Genomic DNA, 21,934 nt, shown 5'->3' with positions numbered 1-21,934 from the left:
GCCCCGCACCGCTCAGCGGCGCAGCATCCGCAGGCCGCCGGCGAGCGACAGCGCGCCCACCACGATCACGAACACCACCAGCACCGGCACCACCGGCCACACGATCAGCGCCACGCCCACCAGCAGCACCGGCACGGCGAGGCCGACGTACGCGATGAGGAAGATCGCCGCGAGCACCTCGCCGCGGTGATCCGGGGACGACAGCGACGCCGCGACCGCGATGGAGGAGCGGAACAGCAGGCCGACACCAGCGCCCGCGACCACGCCGCTCGTCACGAACAGCCAGAGTCCGGCGACCAGCACACCCACGGCGAGACCGGCGAGGCCGAGCACCACCAGCGGGACGGCCAGCACCAGCTGGGCGCGGGAGGACAGCCGGGCGAACGCGATCTGCGACACCGCCGACGCCGCGAACACCGAGAACGGGACGGCGCCGGCGACGAGGCGCGAGGTCTCGTGCAGCACGCCGGAGAGCACGGTCGGCGCGAGCGAAGTGAAGAGACCGAACACCGCGAAGCCCGCGAACGCCGCGACGGCTGCGGCGGAGAAGGTGCTCCGCGCATCCCGTGGCAGCGAGATCCGCTGGGGCCGGTATGCGGGCCACTCCTCTGCACGCTCGACCGTCTCCGGCACCAGGGCGACCGTCACCGCGGCGACGGCGAGGATCACCAGGAACACCGCGTACGGGAGCACCAGCGGGGCGGGCAGGAACTGCGCGAACGCTCCGGCGATCAGCGGGCCGATGGCGAGTCCGCCGGTGTTCACGACGGTGGAGACGGTTCCGGCGAGGCGGGGACCTTCCTCCGGGCGGGCGGTGGAGCGCAGTTCGCTGAGGTGTGCGGTCGCGCTGGCCGTCAGCGCCCCGACGCCGACGCCGGAGATGACGCGCGCCACCAGCAGGCCGGGGATGTCGTTCCAGAACAGGAACAGCACGGCGGCGACGATTTCGAGGGCGATGGCGACGAGGATCATCCGGCGGCGTCCGGCCCAGTCGCTGATGTGGCCGATCAGGAACAGGCTCGCGAGCACGCCGATCGCGTACGCACCGAACACGACAGTGACCACCCAGGTCGGGAACCCGTCGCGCTGCTGATAGAGCGCGTAGAGCGGGGTCGGCAGGGTGGAGAACGCCATCACCGCGAGGAACGCCGCCGCGATCACCCAGAACCCGGCGCCGTGACGAAGCCGCCACGGCCCACGGGATGCGCCGGGTTCGCCGGGTTCGTCGGAGGCGCCGGATGCGCGGGAGCTGCTTGATGCGCTGGTGGGGGAGGTCATGAGTGCCATACCGCTATCGTGCTCCCACCCGGCAATCGAGTCCAACGAATATCCCCGATGCTGGTGATCGACCACTACGATTACCCCGTGGACACCCGCCAGCTCGAATACTTCGTCGCCGTCGCCGACGAACTCAACTTCACCCGCGCCGCCGACCGGGTGTTCGCCGCCCAGTCCACCGTCTCCGCCGGCGTCCGCTCGCTGGAACGCGAGCTCGGCGGCGACCTGTTCGAGCGCGACAGGCACCGGGTGCGGTTGACGCCGCTCGGCCGCCAGGTGCTGGATGCGGCCCGCACCACCCTCGAGGCCACCGAGCGGATGCGCCTGCTCGCCGACAGCACGGGCGGCCTGCGCGGAGAGGTGCGGGTCGGGATCTTCACCAATCTCACCACCATCGACCTGCCGGGCATCATGGGCGAGTTCCACGAACGCCATCCCCTGGTCGATCTGCGGCTCGGGCCGTCGCCCAGCGGGTCCACCGGGCTGGCCAGGGATGTGCGGCTCGGCAGGATCGACGTGGCCTTCCTCGGGTTGCCCGGCCGGGTGCCCGACCTGCTCTACCGGGATCTCGCGGTGTCGCCGTTCGTTGCCGTGCTGCCGGAGGAGCATCCATTGGCCGGCGCGCAGAGCGTGTCGCTGGCCGAGCTCGCCGACGAACGCTGGGTGGATGCGCGGGAGGGGTTCGGCAACAGGGCGACGCTCGACCGCGCCCTCGACGAGCGCGGGATCGCGAGGCGGGTGTCGACCGAGCTGTCCGACCTGGGGGAGATCCCGCGGTTCGTCGCCGCGCGCCTGGGCGTGGCCGTGATGCCGGAGCTGACCGTGCTGCGGGCGGACGGGACGGTGGTGGTCCCACTCACCGAGCGCATCGACTGGGTGCTCAGCGCGGTGGCGCGCACGCGTCCGAGTGCGGCGGCCGTGGCGTTGCTCGACCTGCTGAGCGAACGGTTCGGGGCGCACTGACCCTATCCACCGCACCGCGCGTTGGCGTACTCTTTCCCCGTCTCACGCCGCATCCGGATCGGAGCAGATCATGGGCTGGACAGCACGCAACCTGACGGACACGTTCCACCTCCCGCCCGGCATCTTCGCCCCGTCGGCGTACGACTTCCCCGACGACCGGACGCGGCACGTCATCTACCTCGGCGGCACCGGCGTCTCGGACAGCACCGGCGTGCTGCACGAGCTGTACTGCGGGACGGACGACGTCTGGCACGAGAAAGACCTGCTGGCGGAGAGCGGAGGACCGCACGCGTCATCGGCCCCGCGCGCCTACCTGTTCGTGCTGGAAGGGACGCAGCACGTCCTCTATCTGGGCACGGCGGGCGACGGACGCCTGCGCGAGCTGTACCAGGACGACGGCTGGCACGCGAACGACCTCACTGCCGACTCCGGTTCGCAGCCGGCGCGGAAGGTCGCGCAGGGCTTCGAGTACGCGTCGGGGCGCGCGCAGGTGGTCGTCTTCCAGGGCATCGACAGGCACGTGCACGTGCTCACCAGGAAGTCGCGCGACGACGGCGACCCGAGCTGGGTGCACAAAGACCTCACCTCGGATCATGGCGGCCCGGTCTGCGCGCGGGCTCCCGGCGGGTACTCGTTCTCCCCGGGCGGGACCATGCACGTCGACTACCTCGGCGACGACGGCCGCCTCTACGAGTACACGGGAACCGCGAACCTCACCTGGGGCGAGCCGGTCGACATCGGCGCGGGGCTCGACGGGCCGGGCGGGTTCGCGGACGACGCGTACCGCGGCTACGGATTCGCGGCGGACGGCACGCGCCAGGTGGACGTCGTCGACACGGCGGGCGACGTGTGGGAGTACCGCTACGACGGGAGCTGGTCGGTCGAGAACCTCACCGGGCCGCTGGGCGCCGGCCCGGTGCTGGCGGGCACGAGCGTGTCCGCGTACGCGTTCGAGGCGACGGATGCGGTCCCCGTCCCCACGCAGCACGTCGTCTACGCCGGAGCGGACCACCTCATCCACGAGCTGTGGCGGGATCCGACCGGGTGGCACGAGGACCCGCTGACCGGTGCGGGGCAGCCGCCGGCCGCATCCACCCCGTCGGCGTTCGTCGACCACGCCAGCTCGACGCAGCACGTGTTCTACACGTCGCAGGCCAACGAGGTGGTCGAGCTGCGCTGGACGGACCGGCCGACCCTGTCGGAGACGGCACGCCCGCGGCACCGGCTCGACTGAGCGGACGCGCATCCACCGTCTCCTAGGCTGGAGACACCATGACCGTCTTCGCTGCCATCGTCCTGTTCGTCAACGCCGCCTTCAACGTGTTCGCGTGGCCCCGGTTCTTCGCCAGGGTCGCCAAAGACACCAGGGCACGGGATGCGGCGGGCACGCCGACGCCGTTCCTGATCGTCCACGGAGTGCTGATGGGCGTCGCGCTGCTGATCGCGCTGGTGTCGCTGGTGGCCGGGGTGCTGTTGCTGGTCGCCTGACCGGATGGCACCATGAACTCATGGCTGTGAACATCACCGGCGACCCCGAGGCTGACGCCGTCCTCGACCAGTCCGACTTCGCGCTCATCCTGGGGATGCTGCTCGACCAGCAGATCCCGATGGAGACGGCGTTCTCCGGTCCGGCGAAGCTGCAGGACAGGCTCGGCTCTCTCGACCCGGCGACGGTCGCGTCCGTCGAGCCGGAGAAGCTGGCAGAGGTGATGAAGCAGACGCCGGCGGTGCACCGGTTCCCCGGCTCGATGGCGGGGCGCGTGCAGGCGCTCGCCGCGGCGATCGTCGACGACTGGGGAGACGACACCTCCGCGATCTGGACGAAGGGCGACCCAGACGGCCCAGAGATCCTGCGCAGACTGAAGGCGCTGCCCGGCTTCGGGGAGCAGAAGGCGAAGATCTTCCTCGCGCTCCTCGGCAAGCAGCGCGGGCTGACGGCGCCCGGCTGGCGCGAGGCGGCGGGGGACTACGGAACGGAAGGCTCGTTTCGTTCGGTTGCGGACATCGTGAGCCCGGAGTCTCTGACGAAGGTGCGCGAGTTCAAGCGCGCGGCGAAGGCGGCGGCGAAGAAGGGCTGAGGCTGACCGGGACCGTCGCGTCGGGCACTGGCGCGCAGCCCGGGATGCGGTCCACACTGGGGCGATGACCGACGAGAGCCGCGAAGGCATCCCACCCGTCGTCGCCGAGGCGATCGACGCGGCGAACGCGCACGACACCGAACGCTTCATCGACACGTTCGCCCCGACCGGCAGCGTGGACGACTGGGGCCGCGTCTTCACCGGCCGAGAGGCGATCCGCGGGTGGAGCGACGGCGAGTTCATCGGCTCGGCCGTGACGCTCGACGACCTCCAGTTCAGCGCGGTGCCGGACGGGGTCGCTGTGACGGCGCTGGTCGGCGGAGACGGGTTCAACGGACCCTCGACGTTCACCTTCCTGGTCGGCTCCGCGGGCATCGAGCGGATGACGATCACGGCCTAGGCAGGCCGCCGGGCAGTGTCGGTGGTTCCGGATAGGCTCGCAGACAGCGGCGGCCGCAGGGGCCGTCGGCGTCGCCGGAAGGAGCGGACGTGTTCCTTCTCGACGGGGTCATCGTCACGAGCGCCAGCGACCTGACCGAGGCGTCGAAGTGCGAGTTCGCCTTCCTGCGCACGCTCGACGTGAAGCTCGGCCGCATCGAGAAGACCGACGAGGTCGAAGATCCGATGTACGTGCGGTCGTCACGGCTGGGGGATGAGCACGAGCAGCACATCCTGGAGCGTTACCGCGAGCGGTTCGGCACAGGGGTGGCCGAGATCGAGCGTCCGGATCGCCTCGACGCCGACAGTCTCGCCGCCGCGGTCGCCGCGACGGCCGACGCCTTCGCCCGCTCGGCCGAAGTGGTGTTCCAGGCCACCTTCTTCGACGGCTCGTTCGTGGGGTTCGCCGACTTCATCGTCCGCCGCCCGGACGGCCGCTACCGGGTGCAGGACTCCAAGCTCGCCCGTAGCGCCAGGGTCACCGCGCTGCTGCAGCTCGCCGCATACGCCGGCCAGTTGCGGCGCATCGGGGTCGACGTGGAGGACACGGTCGAGCTGCTGCTCGGCGACGGCTCCGTCAGCGAGCACAGGGTGTCCGAAATCGAGCCCGTCTACCGCAAGCGGCGCGCCCGCCTGCTCTGGATCATCGAGCAGCACCTCGCCGAGGAGGGTCCGGTCGCCTGGGGAGACCCGCGCTTCACCGTCTGCGGGCGCTGCGACACCTGCGACGCCGAGATCCAGGCCACCAGGGACGTGCTGCTGGTCGCCGGGATGCGCGTCACCCAGCGGGCGAGGCTGTTCGAGGCCGGGGTGTTCACGATCGACCAGCTCGCAGCATCCACCGGCCAGATCGACGGGGTGCCGGAGGGAACGCTCGACGGTCTGCGCGAGCAGGCGCGCCTGCAACGGGATGCCGTCGAGGGCGAGCCGCCGCCGATCCGGGTCTTCAACGCGCCGGTCCTCGCCGTGCTGCCGCATCCGGATGCGGGCGACATCTTCTTCGATTTCGAGGGCGACCCGCTCTACACCGAGGGCGCGGGGGAGCGCTGGAACCTCGACTACCTGTTCGGGCTGGTGGACGAGAACGCCGAATTCACGGCGTTCTGGGCGCACGACTTCGCCGCGGAGCGGGTGGCGCTCGAGGCGTTCCTCGCGTTCGTGCGCGAACGGAGGCAGCGCTACCCGAACCTGCACATCTACCACTACGCCGCATACGAGCAGACGCACCTGCTTGCCCTCGCCGCCCGGCACGGCGTCGGCGAGGAGGAGGTCGACGCCCTGCTCCGCGACAACGTGATGGTCGACCTTTACCCTCTGGTGCGCAAGGCGGTGCGGGTCGGTTCCCGCTCCTACTCGATCAAGAAGCTGGAACCGCTCTACATGGGCGACGAGCTGCGCGAGAGCGACGTGACGAACGGCGCGGACTCGATCACCCAGTACGCCAACGCGCGCGACCTCATCGCGGTCGGCCGCGAAGACGAGGCGCAGCCCATCCTGGATGCGATCGGCGACTACAACAGGTACGACTGCGTGTCCACGCTGCGGCTCCGCGACTGGCTGATCGCGCGGGCGCAGGAGAATGGCGTCCCGATCGGCCAGGCGCCGGTCGACGATCTCGAGATCGCTCCCGAGGAGTCGCCGCTGCGCGCCGGGCTGCTCGCATACGCGGGCGACCCGCTCGACCCGCACCGCACGCCGGACAGGGAGGCGATGGCGCTGGCGGCAGCCGCGATCGACTTCCACCGCAGGGAGCAGAAGAGCTTCTGGCAGTCCCACTTCTCCCGGCTCATCCAGCCGGTGGAGGAGTGGGCGGACAACCGGGATGTGCTGGTGGTCGAGTCCGCACAGGTGCTGCGCGACTGGTACCAGGACGAGGGCCAGCGCGTCGAACGCCGGGAGCTGCTGCTGAGCGGCAGGTGGGGGCCGGGGAGCGCCATCCGGGTCAGCGAGCGCACCGGGCCGTTCCTGCTCTACGAATACCCCGGTCCGTTCCGCCAGCCGCGCTCCCAGCCGGGCGCGCGGGCGGTGCGGTCTGTCGCCGTGATCGCGGCGACGGACGACGGCGCCGTGGTGGTGCGGGAGACCCTGCCGAAAGACGTGCTGCCGTACGACGACCTGCCGAACGCGCTCACGCCCGCCGGGCCTCCGGATGCGCGCCGCCTGGCCGAGGCGATCCGCGAGTGGGGAAGCGACCTGCTGGAGGCGCGGCGCGCGGGGGATGCTGGCGCCACCGCCGAGTCGCAGCGCGCTAGGGACGCCGTTGACGAATCCGGCGCTGCTGACGCATCCGGCGCTGTCGGGTGGCCGCGCAACGCGATGGTCGACGTGCTGCGGCGCACGCCACCCCGCACCCGCTCCGGCCGCCTCGCTCCCGAGGGCCCGGACGACGGCAGCGGGCGCATCGACGCCGTCATCGCGAGCCTTCTCGACCTCGACCGCTCCTACCTCGCCGTGCAGGGGCCTCCCGGCACCGGCAAGTCGTATCTCGGGGCGCACGTGATCGCCGGCCTCGTCCAGCGGCACGGCTGGCGCATCGGCGTCGTGGCGCAGTCGCACGCCGTCGTCGAGAACCTGCTCGACCGCGTCGTCGCGGCTGGGCTGGATGCGCGGCTCGTCGGCAAGGTCCCCGGCGGCGACAGCGACAGGGAAGCGCACGCCTTCACCCCGCTGGAGCACGACGGCCAGCTGCTGTTCGCCCTCGACAACGAGGCGACGGGCTACGTGGTCGGAGGTACGGCGTGGGACTTCGCGAACGCCGCCCGCATCCCGCGCGACAGCCTCGACCTGCTGGTGGTCGACGAGGCCGGGCAGTTCTCGCTCGCGTCCACCATCGGCGCAGGGGTGTCCGCGGCCAACCTGTTGCTGCTCGGAGACCCGCAGCAGCTTCCGCAGGTCAGCCAGGGCCAGCATCCGGAACCCATCGACGGCTCCGCCCTCGGCTGGGTGAGCGACGGGCACGACGTGCTGCCGCCCGAGTTCGGGTACTTCCTCGCCGAGAGCAGGCGGATGCATCCCGAGCTGGCGGCCGCGGTGTCCCGGCTGTCCTACGAAGGCAAGTTGCACGCGCATCCGGAGGCGGCGCTTCGGTCGCTCGACGGGGTGAGGGCCGGGCTGCATCCTGTCCCGGTGGAGCACGTCGGCAACTCGACGGAATCGCCGGAGGAGGCGGCCGTGGTGGTCGCCATCGTGCAGGACGTGCTCGGGCGCGCGTGGACCGACCCGAGTGCAGGCCGGGAACGGGATGCGCTCGGCGAGGAGGACGTGATCGTCGTCACGCCGTACAATGCGCAGCTCGCCGCCGTACGCGCGGCTCTCGACGATGCGGGGCTGGAGCGCGTGCGGGTCGGGACGGTGGACAAGTTCCAGGGCCAGGAGGCCGCCATCGCCATCGTCAGCCTCGCGGCGTCGTCGTCGGCGGACGTGCCGCGCGGGATGTCGTTCCTGCTCATGAAGAACCGGCTCAACGTGGCCGTGTCCCGCGCGAAATGGGCGGCGTACCTCGTCCACTCGCCCGAGCTGACCGAATACCTGCCGCACACACCAACCGGCCTCACCGAGCTGAGCGCGTTCATCCGGCTGGTCGAGCAGGACGCGTGAGCGCGTGGGCGGCGCGGGATCGGCCCGGACCGCTGTGCGGGCGCGGTGCTACGCTCGTGGCGTGTCACCGGAGGAGATCGAGACGCTCGTGCACCTGCGCAGGGCGCGCGACCTGATCGACCGCGAGTATGCGCGGCCGCTCGACGTGCCCACGATCGCCAGCAAGGCCCTCATGTCTCCCGCGCACTTCTCCCGCCGCTTCCGGGCGGCGTACGGCGAGACCCCGTACAGCTACCTGATGACCCGCCGCATCGAGCGCGCGATGGCGCTGCTCCGGTCCGGGATGAGCGTGACCGACGCCTGCATGACCGTCGGCTGTACGTCGCTCGGGTCGTTCAGCTCCAAATTCAGCGAGATCGTCGGGATGTCGCCCACGGCGTACCGCGCCCGCGAGCACCAGGCGGTCGAGGCGATGCCGTCGTGCGTGGCGAAGCAGCGCACCCGACCCGTGAAGTCCGCCTCCGCCTGAGCCGCATCTCGCCTCATCGAGCAGGTTTGGAGAAGCGTCCGCGCGCCGGGATTTCTACAGTGGACCCATGACCGTTTCACTGCAGTACTACCAGATCACCGTCAGCGACCCCGAAGAGTCGCTCAGCTTCTACCGGGACGCCCTCGGGCTCGATGTCGTGCGCGACGTCGAGTCGGGCGGCCACCACTGGATCACCCTCGGCAGCGCCGACCAGCCGGGGTTGGAGATCGTGCTCTCCGACCCGTACGGCGGCCGGTCGAAAGCCGACGGCGACACCATCCTCGAACTGATCACCAAGGGCGTCCTGCAGAACATCGTGTTCCGCACCGACGACATCGACGGCGTGTTCGAGCGGGTCCGCGCATCCGGAGCCGAGGTGTTGCAGGAGCCCATCGACCAGCCCTGGGGTCCGCGGGACTGCGCGTTCCGCGACCCGTCCGGCAACATGGTGCGCATCCAGGCCGCCATGCAGCCGCAGAACGCCTGACCGGAAACGAGAAGCCAGTAACTGCGCGGAATCGGTGCGGTTTCGCGACAGTTACTGGCTTTTCGCTGCCTCGGCCGGGTCGACGGGGCCAGCAGCGCCGGCCGCACCGCCGGCCGTGAGTGACGCGAGCAGCGCCGCCGGAGTCTCCGGGTCGGCGAGCGTCACCGCGAAATACTTGTCAGCCGTCGTTCCGACCACGAGCGCCGGTCCGCGGCGCAGCACGATCGCCGAGCGCCCGGGCATCACCCGGTAGCCCCACCCGCACCACTGCGCGGGCCGCAGGTCGTCCTCGGCCGACACCGTCGCCACGCGCGACAACGGGATGCTCTTCACGCGCACCCCGAACAGCAGCGGCAGCGTCACCCGCAGGCCGCGCCTGTCGACCGACACCCGGATGCGCGTGAAACCGCCCAGCAGCACCGTGCAGACGACGATCACCACCGTGCTGAACGCGGCCCCGGCGACGCGGGCACCGTGGTCGTCGCCCGGGCCGGCGTCGACCAGCAGCAGCGGGAGCACGCACACCACCCCGACCAGCACCAGGGCTGCGGCCGCCCACCCGAAGAGTCTCGCCGCCACCGTCTGGGACCAGGAATCTGACATTCCACCAGCCTACCCCACGCGGTCTGTCACATTTCGGAACACGGTTTGGGCATCCGGCGCACAGCAGGCAGGCTCGAATAGCCGCCAACCGTTCGCCGGCACACCCCCACCCCTTCACAAGAGAGGCACAGCCATGTCCGAGGCCACCCCGCCCACCCCATCCCTGCCGGAGAAGCCGAAGTCGAAGACCGGCTGGATCGTCGGCATCGGGATCGCTGTTGTCGCGATCGTCGTGGCCGTGGTGCTCGTCGTCGTGAACCTGTCGGCTCCGGCATCGAGCGGCGCGGAGAAGCGGGTGAGCGTGAAGATCGGCACCACCGAGCAGGCGGCGCCCTACTGGCCGATCCTGAAGAAGGCGGCGGCGAAGGAGGGCATCGACATCACGGTCGTCGGCTTCCGCGACTACACGCAGGCCAACCCGGCGCTCGCGGACAAGCAGATCGACCTGAACCTGTTCCAGCACCTGCAGTTCCTCGCGAACTACAACGTGAACGCCAACCAGCACCTGGTGCCGGTCGCCTCGACCCTCGTCGTGCCGCTTCCGCTGTACTCGAAGAAGTACACGAAGTTGGACGAGATCCCGCAGGGCGCGAAGATCGCCATTCCGAACGACGCGACCAACCAAGCCCGCGCGCTTCTCGTGCTGCAGGAGGCCGGGCTGCTGAAGCTGAAGGACGGCGGCAGCACCCTGGCGACCCCCGCCGACATCGTCGCGTCCGACTCGAAGGTCTCCGTCATCCCCGTGGATGCGGCGCAGACCGCCCCCGCGCTCGACTCCGCCGACGGCGCGATCGTCAACAACAACTTCGCGCTCACCGCGGGCATCGACCCCACGACCGCGCTGTTCCAGGACGACCCCAAGAGCGACGCCGCCGAGCCGTACATCAACGCGTTCGTCGCCCGCGAGGCCGACAAGAACAACAAGACGTACCTGAAGATCGCCGAGCTCTACCACACCACGGCGGTCACCGACGCGGTGCTGGCCGAGTCGAAGAACACCGCGGTGATTGTCGACCGTCCGCAGTCCGACCTCCTCTCGATCCTCGACAAGCTCGAGACCACCATCAAGGCGGCGAAGTAGCGCGGATGAGCCCCATCATCGAGTTCCGCGACGTCTCGAAGGCGTTCCGCTCCGGCGACACGACCATCACGGCGGTCGACGGTGTCAGCCTCGCGATCGAGCGCGGTGAGATCTTCGGCATCATCGGATACTCGGGGGCGGGCAAGAGCACGCTGGTGCGCCTCATCAACGCGCTCGAGCGGGCGACGTCCGGCAGCATCCTGATCGACGGCCAGGACATCACGCAGCTTCCCGAACCGAAGCTGCGTGCTGTCCGGGCCGGGATCGGGATGATCTTCCAGCAGTTCAACCTGTTCCGGTCGCGCACGGTGTTCGGCAATGTCGCGTACCCGCTCAAGGTGGCCGGCTGGCCGAAGGACAAGCGCAAAGAGCGGGTCGCGGAGTTGCTGGCCTTCGTCGGACTCACCGACAAGGCGTGGGTCTACCCCGACCAACTCTCCGGCGGCCAGAAGCAGCGCGTCGGCATCGCCCGCGCGCTCGCGACCAACCCGGCGATCCTGCTCGCCGACGAGTCCACGTCGGCGCTCGACCCGGAGACGACGGCCGACGTGCTGCGGCTGCTCAAGCGCGTCAACGACGAGTTGGGTGTCACCATCGTGGTCATCACGCACGAGATGGAGGTGGTCCGCTCGATCGCCGACCGCGTCGCCGTGCTCGACTCCGGCCGGGTGATCGAGACCGGCAGCGTGTTCGAGGTGTTCTCGGCCCCGCAGACTGGCACGGCGCAGCGCTTCGTCGGGACGGTCCTCAAGAACCGGCCGGATGAGACGGAGGTCGAGCGTCTGCGCGGCAAGCACGCCGGACGCATCGTCTCCGCGCGCATCCACGACGACGGGCGGCTGGGCGCCGTGCTGTCGGATGCGGTCGGCAGGCACAACGTGCGGTTCGAGATCGTCTACGGCGGCATCTCCGCGCTGCAGGGCCGCTCGTTCGGCAGCCTCACCCTGGAACTGATCGGCGACGACGCCGGGGTGGATGCGCTGATCGCCGACCTCCGCCAGGTCACCGAGGTGGAGGAGGTGGCGGCATGAACGACTGGGACACCCTGTGGCCGGTCTTCGTCCAGTCCATCGGGCAGACGCTCTGGATGGTCGTGGCGACGCTCGTCCTCGGCGGCATCCTGGGCCTCGCGCTCGGCGTGCTGCTCTACACGACCAGGCGCGGCGGGCTGCTGGAGAACCGGGTGCTCTCCGCGGTGCTGAACGTGGTGGTCAACTTCATCCGGCCCATCCCGTTCATCATCTTCATGACGGCGGTCGCGCCGCTGACGCAGCTGGTGCTCGGGACGTTCCTCGGCACCCCGGCGGCCATCTTCCCGATGACGATCGCGGCGACGTTCGGCATCTCCCGCATCGTCGAGCAGAACCTGGTGACGATCGACCCCGGCGTGATCGAGGCGGCACGCGCGATGGGTTCGAGCCCGTGGCGGATCATCACGACGCTGCTGATCCCCGAAGCGCTCGGCCCGCTCATCCTGGGATACACGTTCGTGTTCGTGGCGATCGTGGACCTGTCGGCCATCGCGGGCAGCATCGGCGGCGGCGGACTCGGAGACTTCGCGATCTCGTACGGATACCAGCGGTACAACTGGGCGGTGACGTGGATCGCGGTGATCACGATCGTGGTGCTGGTGCAGGCGGCGCAGTTCCTCGGGAACTGGCTGGCGCGGAAGGCGCTGCGGCGCTGAGTGCTGCGCCGCTGGGGGTACGGCGCTGAGGCGCGGTCAGCCGACGTAGCGGCCGACGGGGCGCAGGCGTAGCGGCGGCTGCTCGTACTCGTCCAGGGCGTGCACGACCCAGCCTATGGCGCGGGCGGTCGCGAAGACGACCTCGCCCGCGTCGTCGGCCATCCCGGATGCGATGGCCAGCGCGGCGATGGCCAGGTCGATGTTGGGGCGCAGCCCGGTGCGGCGGTGGACGATGGCGGCGACGTCGTCGACTGCTGCGGAGGCATCTGCGGCTGCGGTGGCATTTGCGGCTGCGGAGGTGTCCCCGAGCATCCCGAGCAGGATGCGCGCCCGCGGGTCGCCCTGCGGGTAGAGGACGTGGCCGAACCCGGGGACGGGACCGCGCCCGGCGACCACCGTGTCGGCGACAACGCGCTCGGCCGGTTCTCCGGCGACGACGCGGGCGAGCATCCGGTGGGCGGCGCGGCTGGCGTTGCCGTGCAGGGGCGAGTCGAGGGCGCCGAGCCCGGCGGTGACGACCGCATACGGGTTGGCGCGCGCCGACGCCGCGGCCCGGGCGGCGAGGGTGGAGACGGCGAGATCGTGGTCGAGGAGGAGCACGAGCGCGGCGTTCAGTGCGGCGAGCGACGTCGGCGGTACGTCGGTCATGGCGGCCCAGAGGCGCGCGGCCAGGGATGCGGCGGCGGGGTCCAGCGCGCCGCGGGCGGGCAGCGCATCCACCATCCCGGCCACCAGTCCCTCTGCCGCCCCGACCACCGTGGCGCGGTCGAGGGAGTATCGCAGCGGGTCGGCGGCGGCCAGCGCGGTCACCGCCACCTGTTGCCGGTCGCGCGTGGTCGCCGAGTCTGGCAGGGCATCGCCCACCCGGCGGGCGGAGGTCAGTCCGGCGGCGGCGGGGAACCGCGCGCCCGCATCCCACTCTCCGGTCAGCGCCCAGTGCGCGACGGTCTCGAACCGTTCGCCGACGAGCGTGCCGACGTTCCTGCCGCGGTAGAACAGTTCGCCGTCCTCGATCAGCGCGAACGAGGTGTCCACCACCATGAGAGGGCGCCCGTCCGAGTGCCCGTGCGGACCGGCCACCGGCCGCCGCCTCCTGTCGGCCGCGAACCGTTCGACGTCGAGCGCGTCGAAGGTCGACCCGTCCGGGGTCCGGATGCGGTCGAGCCGGCCGCGCGCCACGTACGCGTACAGGGTCTCGAGCTTCACGCCGAGCCGCTCGGCGGTCTGCTCCGCCGTGAGCCGGGGGAGCGCAGGGCCGAGCGTGCCGTCGTCGCCGAGTGCCCCACCGCCCTCACGCACGCCGTCAGACTCCTCCTGCATAGCCCTCCCCACATTGATCCAATCAACATTGACGCACCCAGAATCCATGCGCATGCTCATACTATGCAGAACGCACGGATGGACGACACCCTCATCGACGTTCCCCGCGGCCTCACGAACGTGGTCGCCGCGGAGACCGCCCTCGGCGATGTGCGCGGGCACGAAGGCTTCTACCACTACCGCCAGTACTCCGCGGTCGAGCTGGCCGCCGAGCGCAGCTTCGAGGAGGCCTGGCATCTGCTGCTGTTCGGCACGCTCCCGGATGCCGCCGAGCTCACCGCCTTCCGCGCCCGCATCGCCGCCGCCCGCGCCATCCCGGACGAGGTCGCGGAACTGCTCCCCGCCATCGCGCGACTCACCACCGGGACCCCGGACGCCCTCGCCGGCGTCCGCATGGCGCTCGCCGCCGTCGCAGCTACCGACCGCATCCGGCCCCTGTACGACGAAGACGCCGACGCCCGCATCGCCGACGCGATCCGCGTCAGCGCCATCACGCCCGTGCTGCTCGCCGCCCTGCACGCGCTCGCGTCCGGCCGCACCCCGCTGCCCAGCCGCGACGATCTGGGGCACGTCGCCAACTACCTCTACCTCGTCACCGGACGGGTCCCGGATGCGCGGAGCGAGCACGCGGTGAGCGCGTACATGACCGCGGCGATCGACCACGGCTTCAACGCATCGACGTTCACCGCGCGCGTCATCGCCTCCACGGGCGCCGACCTCGCTGCCGCCGTGACGGGCGCGATGGGCTCGCTGTCCGGACCCCTCCACGGCGGCGCGCCGAGCAGGGCGCTCGACACCCTCGACGAGATCGCCACCCCCGACCGCATCGACGACTGGGTGACCAGCACCGTCGAGTCCGGTGGGCGCATCATGGGGTTCGGGCACGCCGTCTACCGCACGGAGGATCCACGTTCCCGGATGCTGCGCGGCATCGCCGAGGGATTCGGCGGGCAGAGGGTGGCGTTCGCCGTGCAGGTGGAGCGCAGGGTGCAGGAGCTGCTGGACGAGCTGAAGCCGGGCAGGGAGCTGCACACCAACGTCGAGTTCTACGCGGCCGTGGTGATGGAGGCGTGCGGCATCCCGCGCAGCATGTTCACGCCCACGTTCGCGTCGGCCCGCGTGGTCGGCTGGACGGCGCACATCCTGGAGCAGGCGGCCGAGGGCAAGATCGTGCGGCCGTCGTCCCGGTACGTCGGGCCGCCGGCGCCCGCGCCGCTGCCAGCGCAATCCGCGGCTTGAGCGCGGACCCAGGAAGGACCATCCTGGTACCGAGGCGGTGGTCGGGATGCGCGGAGCGGTCAGGCAGGTCGAGTGGGTCGGCGACGACGACCCCGAGCGGTTGGAGGCGGCCACGATCACGCTCGCGGCCGACCGGCTGGATGCGCTGGGCACGTCCCGCAGCACCGACTACGTCACGAGCTGGTCGCTGGAGACCGGGCCGGACTGGGTCACCAGCAGGCTCGACGTCGCCGTGTTCGGCCGCGGCTTCACCCGCCGTCTGGCGCTCGCCCGGGATGCGCACGGCCGCTGGACCAGCGAGGCGACCCAGGAGGGCATCGGCGTCTACCACGACGAGGAGCTGGCCGATCCCGGCATCGACGCCCGAGAGGCGGCGGACGGCGCATTCGACGGAGCGCTGGACTGCGACCTCGCGCTCTGCCCGGTGACGAACACCATGCCGATCCTGCGGCTCGGCGCGCACCGGGGCGCGGTCGCAGAGACCAGGTTCGTGATGGCGTGGGTGGCGCTGCCGTCGCTCGCGGTGAGCCGCAGCGAGCAGCTGTACAGCGCTACCCCGTACGACGAGGAGGCCGGCCATGCCGTCGTCCGCTACAGCAGTGAAAGCCGCGACTTCACTGCCGACCTCACGGTCGACCCGGACGGCATCGTGATCGACTACCCGCAACTCGCCCGGCGCATTCGGACTCGGACCCGCGCGTAGCGCCGCACAGGGCGAGCCACCGCGCAGCCCACCCCCTACGGCGTCGGCGCCAGCGCGTCGTACCGCCGGAACGCGCCCTGCACCCGCACCACCGTCGCTACCAGCACCATGATCACCAGCCCGCCGAGCAGGGGAGGGAACCACAGCGCGCCGGTGAGCGCGAGCAGTCCGATGTACAGGTCGCCGAGGCGTGGGCCGCCGGTGACGACCACCGTGAACACGCCCTGCAGCCTGCCGCGCATCGCATCCGGTGCCGACGCCTGCAGGATGGTCATGCGGAAGATCGAGCTGATGTTGTCGGCCGCGCCCGACCCGGCGAGCAGCAGGGCGGCGAGGATCAGCGCCGGGAGGTTCGCGTCGGCGAAGTTCTGGCCGCTGCCGCCGAGCCCGGCGAACGCGATCACCGCCAGCACGATCCCGAAGCCCAGGATGCACGCTCCGTAGACGATGATCGCGCGCGCGACCGCCCTGCCCTGCCAGCGCACATGTCCGAGCCGTCCGGAGAACACGCTCGAGAGGAGGGTGCCGACGGCGCCCGCCGCGGTCAGGATGCCGACCGTGACAGGGCCACCGCCGATCAGCAGGGCGCCGACGGCGGGGAAGAGGGCGCGCGGCTGGCCGAAGGTCATCGCGATCAGGTCGAGCACGAACGTCATCGACAGGTTCGGCGCCGTCTTCAGGAAGCGCAGGCCGTCGAGCACGCCCGCGATGCCCGCGCGCTGCTGCTCGCCCTCCGGGACGATCTTCGGCAGGGTGAAGATGCCGAGGAACGCCGCCGTGAAGAGAACCACGTCGACCGTGTACGTCCAGCTGATGCCGACGCTCGCGACGAGGAGCCCGGCGAGGGCCGGGCCGATCGTGACCTGCACGCCGAAGCCGATGCCGCCGAGGGCGCTCGCCGCGGGGAGCAGCCTGGCGGGGAGGAGGCGCGGAGTGATGGCCTGCCTGGTGCCGCCGATGACCACCGTGGCGACCGCGTTGATGGTGGTGAGGACGTACAGCGGCCACACCACCTGGATGTCCAGCCAGGCGAACGCGGCGATGCCGGCCGTCGACACCCAGGCGACGATGGCGGTGACCAGTGCGACGAGGCGGCGGTCGAACGCGTCGGCGAGCACGCCGCCGTAGAGTCCGAACACGACCATCGGCAGCAGGGCGAACAGCGCGACCAGCGAGACGGCGAGCGTCGACTGGGTGAGGTCGTAGATGTGCAGGCCGACGGCGACGATGGTCATCTGGCCGCCGATGCCGGCGATCGAGCCGCCCACCCAGAGCCGGGCGAAGGCGGGGGACTCTTTCAGCGGCGAGAGGTCGACGAAGTGACGGCGGCGCGCGAGCGTCGTGCCGTCAAGCTCGGTCGGCCGTCCGGGTTCGGACGTGCGGGGAGCTGGGTGGTCCGCTTCGGAGCGGCCGGTGCGGGGGCCTGAAGGCTCGCCGCTCAGAACCGCGGCTTCTTGCTCAGCGCAACGGCAGCGGTGGAGAAGACGACGCCGGCGGCCATGATCATCACGGTCACACCCTGCAGGAGGGTCTGCCAGAACGGCTCGAACGGGGTGACGGACACCCAGAGCCAGAGCACAGCGCCGATGAGGGTGATGACGTAGCTGAAGGTCCTGTACGCGAACAGCGCGTTGAGCGAGACGACCGTGCCGGCCACGAACACCTGGAAGAGCGGGAGGAACGCGTCAGGGTCGCCGCTCCAGGTGAAGACCAGGCTGATCACGAAGAAGACCGCCGACACCAGTGCGACCAGCGTCGCGATGAGCTTGCCGACCGGGCCGGGCAGCACAGCGCTCAGGCTGCGGACGAGGCTGCCGTGCTCGTCGTCGAGGTCTGCGGTGCGTGGTTCTTCAACGTGTGTGCTCACGTCCACGATCCTAGCGCCGAGGGACCCCCAGCCAGAAAAACGGCACGGTTCGCGGCGAGGCTATGGTGGGGGACATGTGGCGAGTGCGAGTGCGACGCGTGGACGAACGAGTGGCGCAGCGGGTGAACGCGCGGAAGACCGGCAGGGGGGTCGACACCTTCTGGCGTCGCGTTTCCTCGGCGGCGAACCACGGCAAGCTCTGGTTCGTGGCCGCTGCGGTCCTCGCACTGCTCGGCCGCCCGCGTGCCGCTGTGCGCGGCCTGGCGTCGCTCGGCATCGCCAGCCTGGTCGCCAACCTGATCGGCAAACGGCTGGTCGGCGGGGAGCGGCCGGCGCTCACGTCCATCCCGATCAGCAGGCGGCTGCAGCGCACGCCGACGTCGCCGTCGTTCCCGTCCGGGCACACCGCCAGCGCGGTCGCCTTCGCCACCGGCGCTGCCCTCGAATCCCCGGTGGCCGGTGCGGCCCTCGCCCCGGTGGCCGCCGGCGTCGCATACTCGCGGCTGCACACCGGGGCGCACTGGTTCTCCGACGTGGTCGGCGGCGCGGCGATCGGCGCGGGCGTCGCCCTCGCGCTCAAGGCGGTCGTCCCTGCGCCGAAGCCCTCCGCGCTGCTCAACGCGGAACCGCCGACGGCCACGACCATCGACCTTCCAGCGCTCGCCGACGGGGACGGAGCGTTCATCCTGGTCAACCCCGGCTCCGGCCGCGGGCTCGGCCGCCCGGACCCCCGGCCGCTGCTCGCCGAGCGCCTCCCGAAGGCGACGGTGCACGAGCTGTCCGACGGCGACGATTTCGCCGAGCTGGTGGATGCGGCTCTCGCGTCCCCGAACCCGCCGCGCGTCATCGGCATCTACGGTGGGGACGGTTCCGTCGGCGCACTGGCGACGATCGCCCGGAAGCACGACCTCCCGCTGCTCGTGTTCCCCGGCGGCACGTTCAACCACTTCGCGAAGGCCGCGATGCTCGACAGTGTCGACACGGCCATCGACGCCCTGCAGACCGGAACCGGCAGGGCGGTCGACATCGCCGAGCTCCGCTTCGCTACCGGCGACCCCGTCGTCGTGCTCAACACGCTGTCCGTCGGCATCTACCCGTCGTTCGTGGAGGAGAGGGAGAAGTACGAGAAGCGCATCGGCAAGCCGCTGGCTGCGCTGGTCGCCGCCATCCGGGTCGTCCGCCGCACCAGTCCGCTGCGCGTGGAGATCGAGGGCGGACGCCGCACGATCTGGTCCGTCTTCGTCGGCGTCGGCCGCTACTACCCGGTCACCGCCGCCCCGATCGAGCGCAGGCGCCTCGACGACGGCGTGCTCGACGTGCGCGTACTGTTCGCCGGCGGTAAGCCGCGCACGCGCGGGACGGTCGCGCTGGCCCTCGGCGGCCGGGTGGACGCACTGGTCGCGCGCCTGCCGTTCCTGCAGGGCCCGCCGGTCCTGGACGCGTTCACCAGCACCGGCCTGACCATCCGCTCCCGCGACGACGACCCCGGATATGCGCACGACGGCGAGGCGTCGACGGAGACGCCAGGCGGCACGGACGACGACGGCGCGAAGCGCCTGAACGTCACCCTCGTGCCCGGCGGCCTCCGCGTCTACTCGCCGGTCACTCCACGTTGATGTCTTCGACGGACTTGTCCGGCCGCAGCCCGCGCCACGACGGCTGACGCAGCCTGGCCGTCGGCGTCCACTCGGCGAACTCCACCTCGCCGACGAGTTCGGGCCGCACCCAGTGCGCATCCCGGGCGTCGGCGGACGGCACATCGGTGAGCGGGCTGGTCTTCCGTGGATGCGCTGCCAGGCGTTTCGCGAGGTCGTCCAGCATCGCGTCGGTGAACCCGGTGCCGACCTTGCCGACGTAGCGCAACCCGTCGCCGTCCGGGATGCCGAGCAGCAGCGACCCGACGGTGTTCGCCCTCCGGCCGTTGCCCGGCTTCCACCCGGCGATCACGACCTCCTCCGTGCGGTGGTGCTTGATCTTGATCCAGGTGCGGGAGCGGCGGCCGGTGGCGTATGTTGCGTCGCGCTGCTTGGCCATGACGCCTTCGAGGTCGAGCTCCCTGCTCGCATCCACGGCGTGCCGGAGGTCGCCGTCGAACGCGGGCGGCACCTGCACGGGGTCGCCCTTCGGCGGGCGGAGGACGTCTTCGAGGGCAGCGCGACGCTCGTCGTACGTCTTGCCGCGGCAGTTCTCGCCGTCGAGTTCGAGGAGGTCGAAGACCATGTAATGCACGGGCGCCCTGCTGACAGCCGCATCCACGTCGGACGGCCTGGTGAGGCCCATCCTGGTCTGCAGCAGGCCGAAGTCGGGGCGGCCGGTCTTGTCGAGGGCGACGATCTCGCCGTCGAGCACCAGCTCGTGCCCGTCGGCGACCTCGGTGAGCGTGCGCAGCTCCGGATATGCGACGGTGACGTCGTTGCCGTTGCGGGTGCTCAGCCGGAGCGCATCGCCGCGCACCTCCGCGATGGCGCGGATGCCGTCCCACTTCATCTCGAACGCCCACTCGGACTCGTCGTGCACGTCCTTCTCGGAGCCGAGAGTGGCGAGCATGGGGGAGATGGGCTTGGCGGAGAGCCTGGCGGGTGTGGTGCGGTTAGGTGTGGTGCGGGTGGGCGCGTCGGCCTTGGCGGCCTTCGCGGGCTTGGTGCCCTGGCCTTTCGCCGCATCGTCTTTCATCAGGTGGATGAGCCAGTTCTGCTCCGCCTTGCCCGCCCCGCCGGTGTGGATGAGTGCGAACTTCCTGTCGCCGCCGAGCCCGCCGCCCTTCGTGCCGTGCAGGGTCACGATCACCTCGTCGTCGCGCCACTTCTCGAGGTCGTAGTCGCCCGCATCCCAGATCGTCACATGCCCTGCGCCGTACTCGCCGTGCGGGATATCGCCCTCGAACGCACCGTATTCGAGCGGGTGGTCCTCCACGTGCACGGCGAGATGGTTCTGTCCGGGATCGGTCGGCGGGCCCTTGGGAAGCGCCCAGCTGACCAGCACGCCGTCGTGCTCCAGGCGGAAGTCCCAGTGCAGGCGACGGGCGTGGTGCTCCTGGATCACGAACGTGCGCCCGCTGGTCGAGTGCTGCAGCTTCTCCGGAACAGGTTCCGGCGTCTTGGCGGCGTCGCGCTTGCTGCGGTAGGTCGTCAGCCTGTCCTCCGCCGCGCCGTGCACCTCCTCGTCGAGGTGCCCGGCGGACAGGTCGGCGAGCGGGTCGCCCCTCCGCTTCACGCGGGCGAGCGCCTCCGTGAAGTCGAGCTGGGCGAGGTCCTTCCGCGCGAGCTCCCGCCAGGTGCGGGGCGCCGCGACGGTCGGGCGGAACCGCCCGCGCAGCGAATACGGCGCGATCGTGGTCTTGGCCGCGTTGTTCTGGCTCCAGTCCACGAGCACCTTGCCGACCCGCAGCGCCTTCTTCATGTCGCTCACGACGAGGTCGGGATGGTCGGCTTCGAGCACCCGGGCGAGTTCGTGGGCGACGGCGGAGACCTGCTCGCTGGTCTGGCTGCCGTCGAGCGCCGCATACAGGTGGATGCCTTTGGACCCGCTGGTCACCGGCATCGGGTCGAGCCCCATGTCGGTGAGGATGCCGCGGGCGAGCACGGCGATCTCGGCACAGTCGGCGAGCGTGACCCCCTCGCCGGGATCCAGGTCGAGCACCAGCCTGTCCGGATTCTTCGGCGTGCCGTTCCTGGACACCCGCCACTGCGGCACGTGGATCTCCAGCGATGCGATCTGCGCCAGCCAGATCAGCGTCGCTCTGTCGTTGACCAGCGGATAGTCGTTGGAGTGGCTCTTGTGCGTGATCGTCCTCCGTTTGACCCACGACGGCGTCGACGACGCATCCAGGTTCTTCTGGAAGAACACCTCGCCGGGTTCATCCGGCGTCCCCACCCCGTGCACCCACCGCTTGCGGGTGACCACCCGATCCCGGATGTGCGGCAGCATGACCTCGGCGATGGCGTTGTAATACCCGATCACATCGGCCTTGGTGGTACCGGTCTCCGGGTACAGCACCTTGTCCAGATTGGTCAGCTTCAGCCGATGCCCATCGATCTCGACGGACTCGGTGTCAGTGGCGGCCATGCGACAGATCGTACGCCGGGACGCGGGGCGCGTCACCTGGTGGGGGTGCGAACCCCTAG

Annotated in this window: 20 protein-coding genes; 14 read left to right on the top strand and 6 right to left on the bottom strand. The window is 70.8% G+C overall.

What is annotated here, in order from left to right; translation table 11 throughout:
• Window positions 1-12: 12 nt before the first annotated feature.
• A complete protein-coding gene (locus tag B7438_RS03475) occupies window positions 13-1,287 on the bottom strand; it encodes an MFS transporter (protein ID WP_143465563.1) in 1,275 nt (424 codons plus the stop codon).
• Between the two features lie 78 nt (window positions 1,288-1,365).
• Between B7438_RS03475 and B7438_RS03470 the strand changes: the two genes are divergently transcribed.
• From B7438_RS03470 to B7438_RS03435, 8 genes are all read left to right on the top strand, one after another.
• Entirely contained in the window at window positions 1,366-2,241 is an 876-nt protein-coding gene (locus B7438_RS03470) for a LysR family transcriptional regulator (RefSeq protein WP_085368113.1), read from the top strand.
• A gap of 70 nt (window positions 2,242-2,311) precedes the next feature.
• Window positions 2,312-3,475 carry a hypothetical protein gene (locus B7438_RS03465; RefSeq protein WP_085368087.1) on the top strand — a complete coding sequence of 388 codons (1,164 nt, stop codon included), beginning with the start codon at window positions 2,312-2,314 and terminating at the stop codon, window positions 3,473-3,475.
• Between the two features lie 38 nt (window positions 3,476-3,513).
• Window positions 3,514-3,729: an SCO4848 family membrane protein gene (locus B7438_RS03460; RefSeq protein WP_085368085.1), complete on the top strand. Its 216-nt coding sequence runs from the start codon at window positions 3,514-3,516 to the stop codon at window positions 3,727-3,729.
• A 20-nt stretch (window positions 3,730-3,749) separates the two neighbouring features.
• Entirely contained in the window at window positions 3,750-4,319 is a 570-nt protein-coding gene (locus B7438_RS03455; protein ID WP_085368083.1) for an HhH-GPD-type base excision DNA repair protein, read from the top strand.
• Window positions 4,320-4,383: 64 nt separating this feature from the next.
• The gene (locus B7438_RS03450) at window positions 4,384-4,719 is read left to right on the top strand and encodes a nuclear transport factor 2 family protein (protein WP_085368081.1); all 336 of its coding nucleotides are present in this window, start codon (window positions 4,384-4,386) and stop codon (window positions 4,717-4,719) included.
• A gap of 89 nt (window positions 4,720-4,808) precedes the next feature.
• A complete protein-coding gene (locus B7438_RS03445; RefSeq protein WP_085368079.1) occupies window positions 4,809-8,354 on the top strand; it encodes a bifunctional RecB family nuclease/DEAD/DEAH box helicase in 3,546 nt (1,181 codons plus the stop codon).
• Between the two features lie 61 nt (window positions 8,355-8,415).
• Window positions 8,416-8,823 (top strand): helix-turn-helix transcriptional regulator, encoded by a 408-nt coding sequence (locus B7438_RS03440; protein ID WP_085368077.1) that lies wholly within the window; start codon window positions 8,416-8,418, stop codon window positions 8,821-8,823.
• Between the two features lie 67 nt (window positions 8,824-8,890).
• Complete coding sequence (locus B7438_RS03435; RefSeq protein WP_085368075.1) at window positions 8,891-9,310, top strand: VOC family protein; 420 nt, start codon at window positions 8,891-8,893, stop codon at window positions 9,308-9,310.
• Window positions 9,311-9,361: 51 nt separating this feature from the next.
• Here B7438_RS03435 and B7438_RS03430 read toward each other — a convergent pair whose 3' ends face one another.
• The gene (locus tag B7438_RS03430) at window positions 9,362-9,913 is read right to left on the bottom strand and encodes a hypothetical protein (RefSeq protein ID WP_143465561.1); all 552 of its coding nucleotides are present in this window, start codon (window positions 9,911-9,913) and stop codon (window positions 9,362-9,364) included.
• Between the two features lie 133 nt (window positions 9,914-10,046).
• On the opposite strand from B7438_RS03430, the gene B7438_RS03425 reads away from it, so the two are divergent.
• Genes B7438_RS03425 through B7438_RS03415 form a run of 3 tightly spaced genes read left to right on the top strand, consistent with a single transcriptional unit; the run spans window position 10,047 to window position 12,681 of the window.
• Window positions 10,047-10,994 carry a MetQ/NlpA family ABC transporter substrate-binding protein gene (locus B7438_RS03425; protein ID WP_085368071.1) on the top strand — a complete coding sequence of 316 codons (948 nt, stop codon included), beginning with the start codon at window positions 10,047-10,049 and terminating at the stop codon, window positions 10,992-10,994.
• A 5-nt stretch (window positions 10,995-10,999) separates the two neighbouring features.
• Window positions 11,000-12,025, top strand: coding sequence for a methionine ABC transporter ATP-binding protein (locus B7438_RS03420; RefSeq protein WP_085368069.1), 1,026 nt, complete (start codon window positions 11,000-11,002; stop codon window positions 12,023-12,025).
• Window positions 12,022-12,681, top strand: coding sequence for a methionine ABC transporter permease (locus B7438_RS03415; protein ID WP_085368068.1), 660 nt, complete (start codon window positions 12,022-12,024; stop codon window positions 12,679-12,681). Before B7438_RS03420 ends, B7438_RS03415 begins: the two co-directional genes overlap by 4 nt.
• Before the next feature lie 36 nt (window positions 12,682-12,717).
• Here B7438_RS03415 and B7438_RS03410 read toward each other — a convergent pair whose 3' ends face one another.
• Window positions 12,718-14,001, bottom strand: a complete 1,284-nt coding sequence (locus tag B7438_RS03410) for a citrate synthase (protein WP_085368066.1) — start codon at window positions 13,999-14,001, stop codon at window positions 12,718-12,720.
• 63 nt (window positions 14,002-14,064) lie between these two features.
• Here B7438_RS03410 and B7438_RS03405 point away from each other — a divergent pair, with 63 nt between their 5' ends.
• A complete protein-coding gene (locus B7438_RS03405) occupies window positions 14,065-15,240 on the top strand; it encodes a citrate/2-methylcitrate synthase (RefSeq protein ID WP_256921845.1) in 1,176 nt (391 codons plus the stop codon).
• 46 nt (window positions 15,241-15,286) lie between these two features.
• Window positions 15,287-15,943 (top strand): putative glycolipid-binding domain-containing protein, encoded by a 657-nt coding sequence (locus B7438_RS03400; protein WP_085368064.1) that lies wholly within the window; start codon window positions 15,287-15,289, stop codon window positions 15,941-15,943.
• A gap of 35 nt (window positions 15,944-15,978) precedes the next feature.
• Here B7438_RS03400 and B7438_RS03395 read toward each other — a convergent pair whose 3' ends face one another.
• Together B7438_RS03395 and B7438_RS03390 are read right to left on the bottom strand one after the other, a co-directional pair.
• A complete protein-coding gene (locus tag B7438_RS03395) occupies window positions 15,979-17,244 on the bottom strand; it encodes an MFS transporter (RefSeq protein WP_085368062.1) in 1,266 nt (421 codons plus the stop codon).
• Window positions 17,245-17,381: 137 nt separating this feature from the next.
• The gene (locus tag B7438_RS03390) at window positions 17,382-17,810 is read right to left on the bottom strand and encodes a hypothetical protein (protein WP_085368060.1); all 429 of its coding nucleotides are present in this window, start codon (window positions 17,808-17,810) and stop codon (window positions 17,382-17,384) included.
• Between the two features lie 98 nt (window positions 17,811-17,908).
• Between B7438_RS03390 and B7438_RS03385 the strand changes: the two genes are divergently transcribed.
• Complete coding sequence (locus B7438_RS03385; RefSeq protein ID WP_247597092.1) at window positions 17,909-19,426, top strand: bifunctional phosphatase PAP2/diacylglycerol kinase family protein; 1,518 nt, start codon at window positions 17,909-17,911, stop codon at window positions 19,424-19,426.
• Here B7438_RS03385 and B7438_RS03380 read toward each other — a convergent pair.
• Complete coding sequence (locus B7438_RS03380) at window positions 19,413-21,875, bottom strand: ATP-dependent DNA ligase (RefSeq protein ID WP_085368057.1); 2,463 nt, start codon at window positions 21,873-21,875, stop codon at window positions 19,413-19,415. The two genes, B7438_RS03385 and B7438_RS03380, sit on opposite strands and share 14 nt — an antisense overlap.
• Between the last annotated feature and the right edge of the window lie 59 nt (window positions 21,876-21,934).

It is taken from the genome of Leifsonia sp. NCR5, from assembly GCF_002105485.1.
Classification (GTDB): domain Bacteria; phylum Actinomycetota; class Actinomycetes; order Actinomycetales; family Microbacteriaceae; genus Leifsonia.
This window is presented reverse-complemented; position numbering and strand designations above follow the sequence as displayed.

Bases quoted from the DNA above. Each gene is read 5' to 3' on its own strand.
- B7438_RS03475 (WP_143465563.1), bottom strand. From the start codon at position 1,287: ATGGCACTCATGACCTCCCCCACCAGCGCATCAAGCAGCTCCCGCGCA.
- B7438_RS03420 (WP_085368069.1), top strand. From the start codon at position 11,000: ATGAGCCCCATCATCGAGTTCCGCGACGTCTCGAAGGCGTTCCGCTCC.
- B7438_RS03380 (WP_085368057.1), bottom strand. From the start codon at position 21,875: ATGGCCGCCACTGACACCGAGTCCGTCGAGATCGATGGGCATCGGCTG.
- B7438_RS03400 (WP_085368064.1), top strand. From the start codon at position 15,287: ATGCGCGGAGCGGTCAGGCAGGTCGAGTGGGTCGGCGACGACGACCCC.
- B7438_RS03435 (WP_085368075.1), top strand. From the start codon at position 8,891: ATGACCGTTTCACTGCAGTACTACCAGATCACCGTCAGCGACCCCGAA.
- B7438_RS03430 (WP_143465561.1), bottom strand. From the start codon at position 9,913: ATGTCAGATTCCTGGTCCCAGACGGTGGCGGCGAGACTCTTCGGGTGG.
- B7438_RS03425 (WP_085368071.1), top strand. From the start codon at position 10,047: ATGTCCGAGGCCACCCCGCCCACCCCATCCCTGCCGGAGAAGCCGAAG.
- B7438_RS03415 (WP_085368068.1), top strand. From the start codon at position 12,022: ATGAACGACTGGGACACCCTGTGGCCGGTCTTCGTCCAGTCCATCGGG.
- B7438_RS03465 (WP_085368087.1), top strand. From the start codon at position 2,312: ATGGGCTGGACAGCACGCAACCTGACGGACACGTTCCACCTCCCGCCC.
- B7438_RS03410 (WP_085368066.1), bottom strand. From the start codon at position 14,001: ATGCAGGAGGAGTCTGACGGCGTGCGTGAGGGCGGTGGGGCACTCGGC.
- B7438_RS03405 (WP_256921845.1), top strand. From the start codon at position 14,065: ATGCAGAACGCACGGATGGACGACACCCTCATCGACGTTCCCCGCGGC.
- B7438_RS03450 (WP_085368081.1), top strand. From the start codon at position 4,384: ATGACCGACGAGAGCCGCGAAGGCATCCCACCCGTCGTCGCCGAGGCG.
- B7438_RS03455 (WP_085368083.1), top strand. From the start codon at position 3,750: ATGGCTGTGAACATCACCGGCGACCCCGAGGCTGACGCCGTCCTCGAC.
- B7438_RS03460 (WP_085368085.1), top strand. From the start codon at position 3,514: ATGACCGTCTTCGCTGCCATCGTCCTGTTCGTCAACGCCGCCTTCAAC.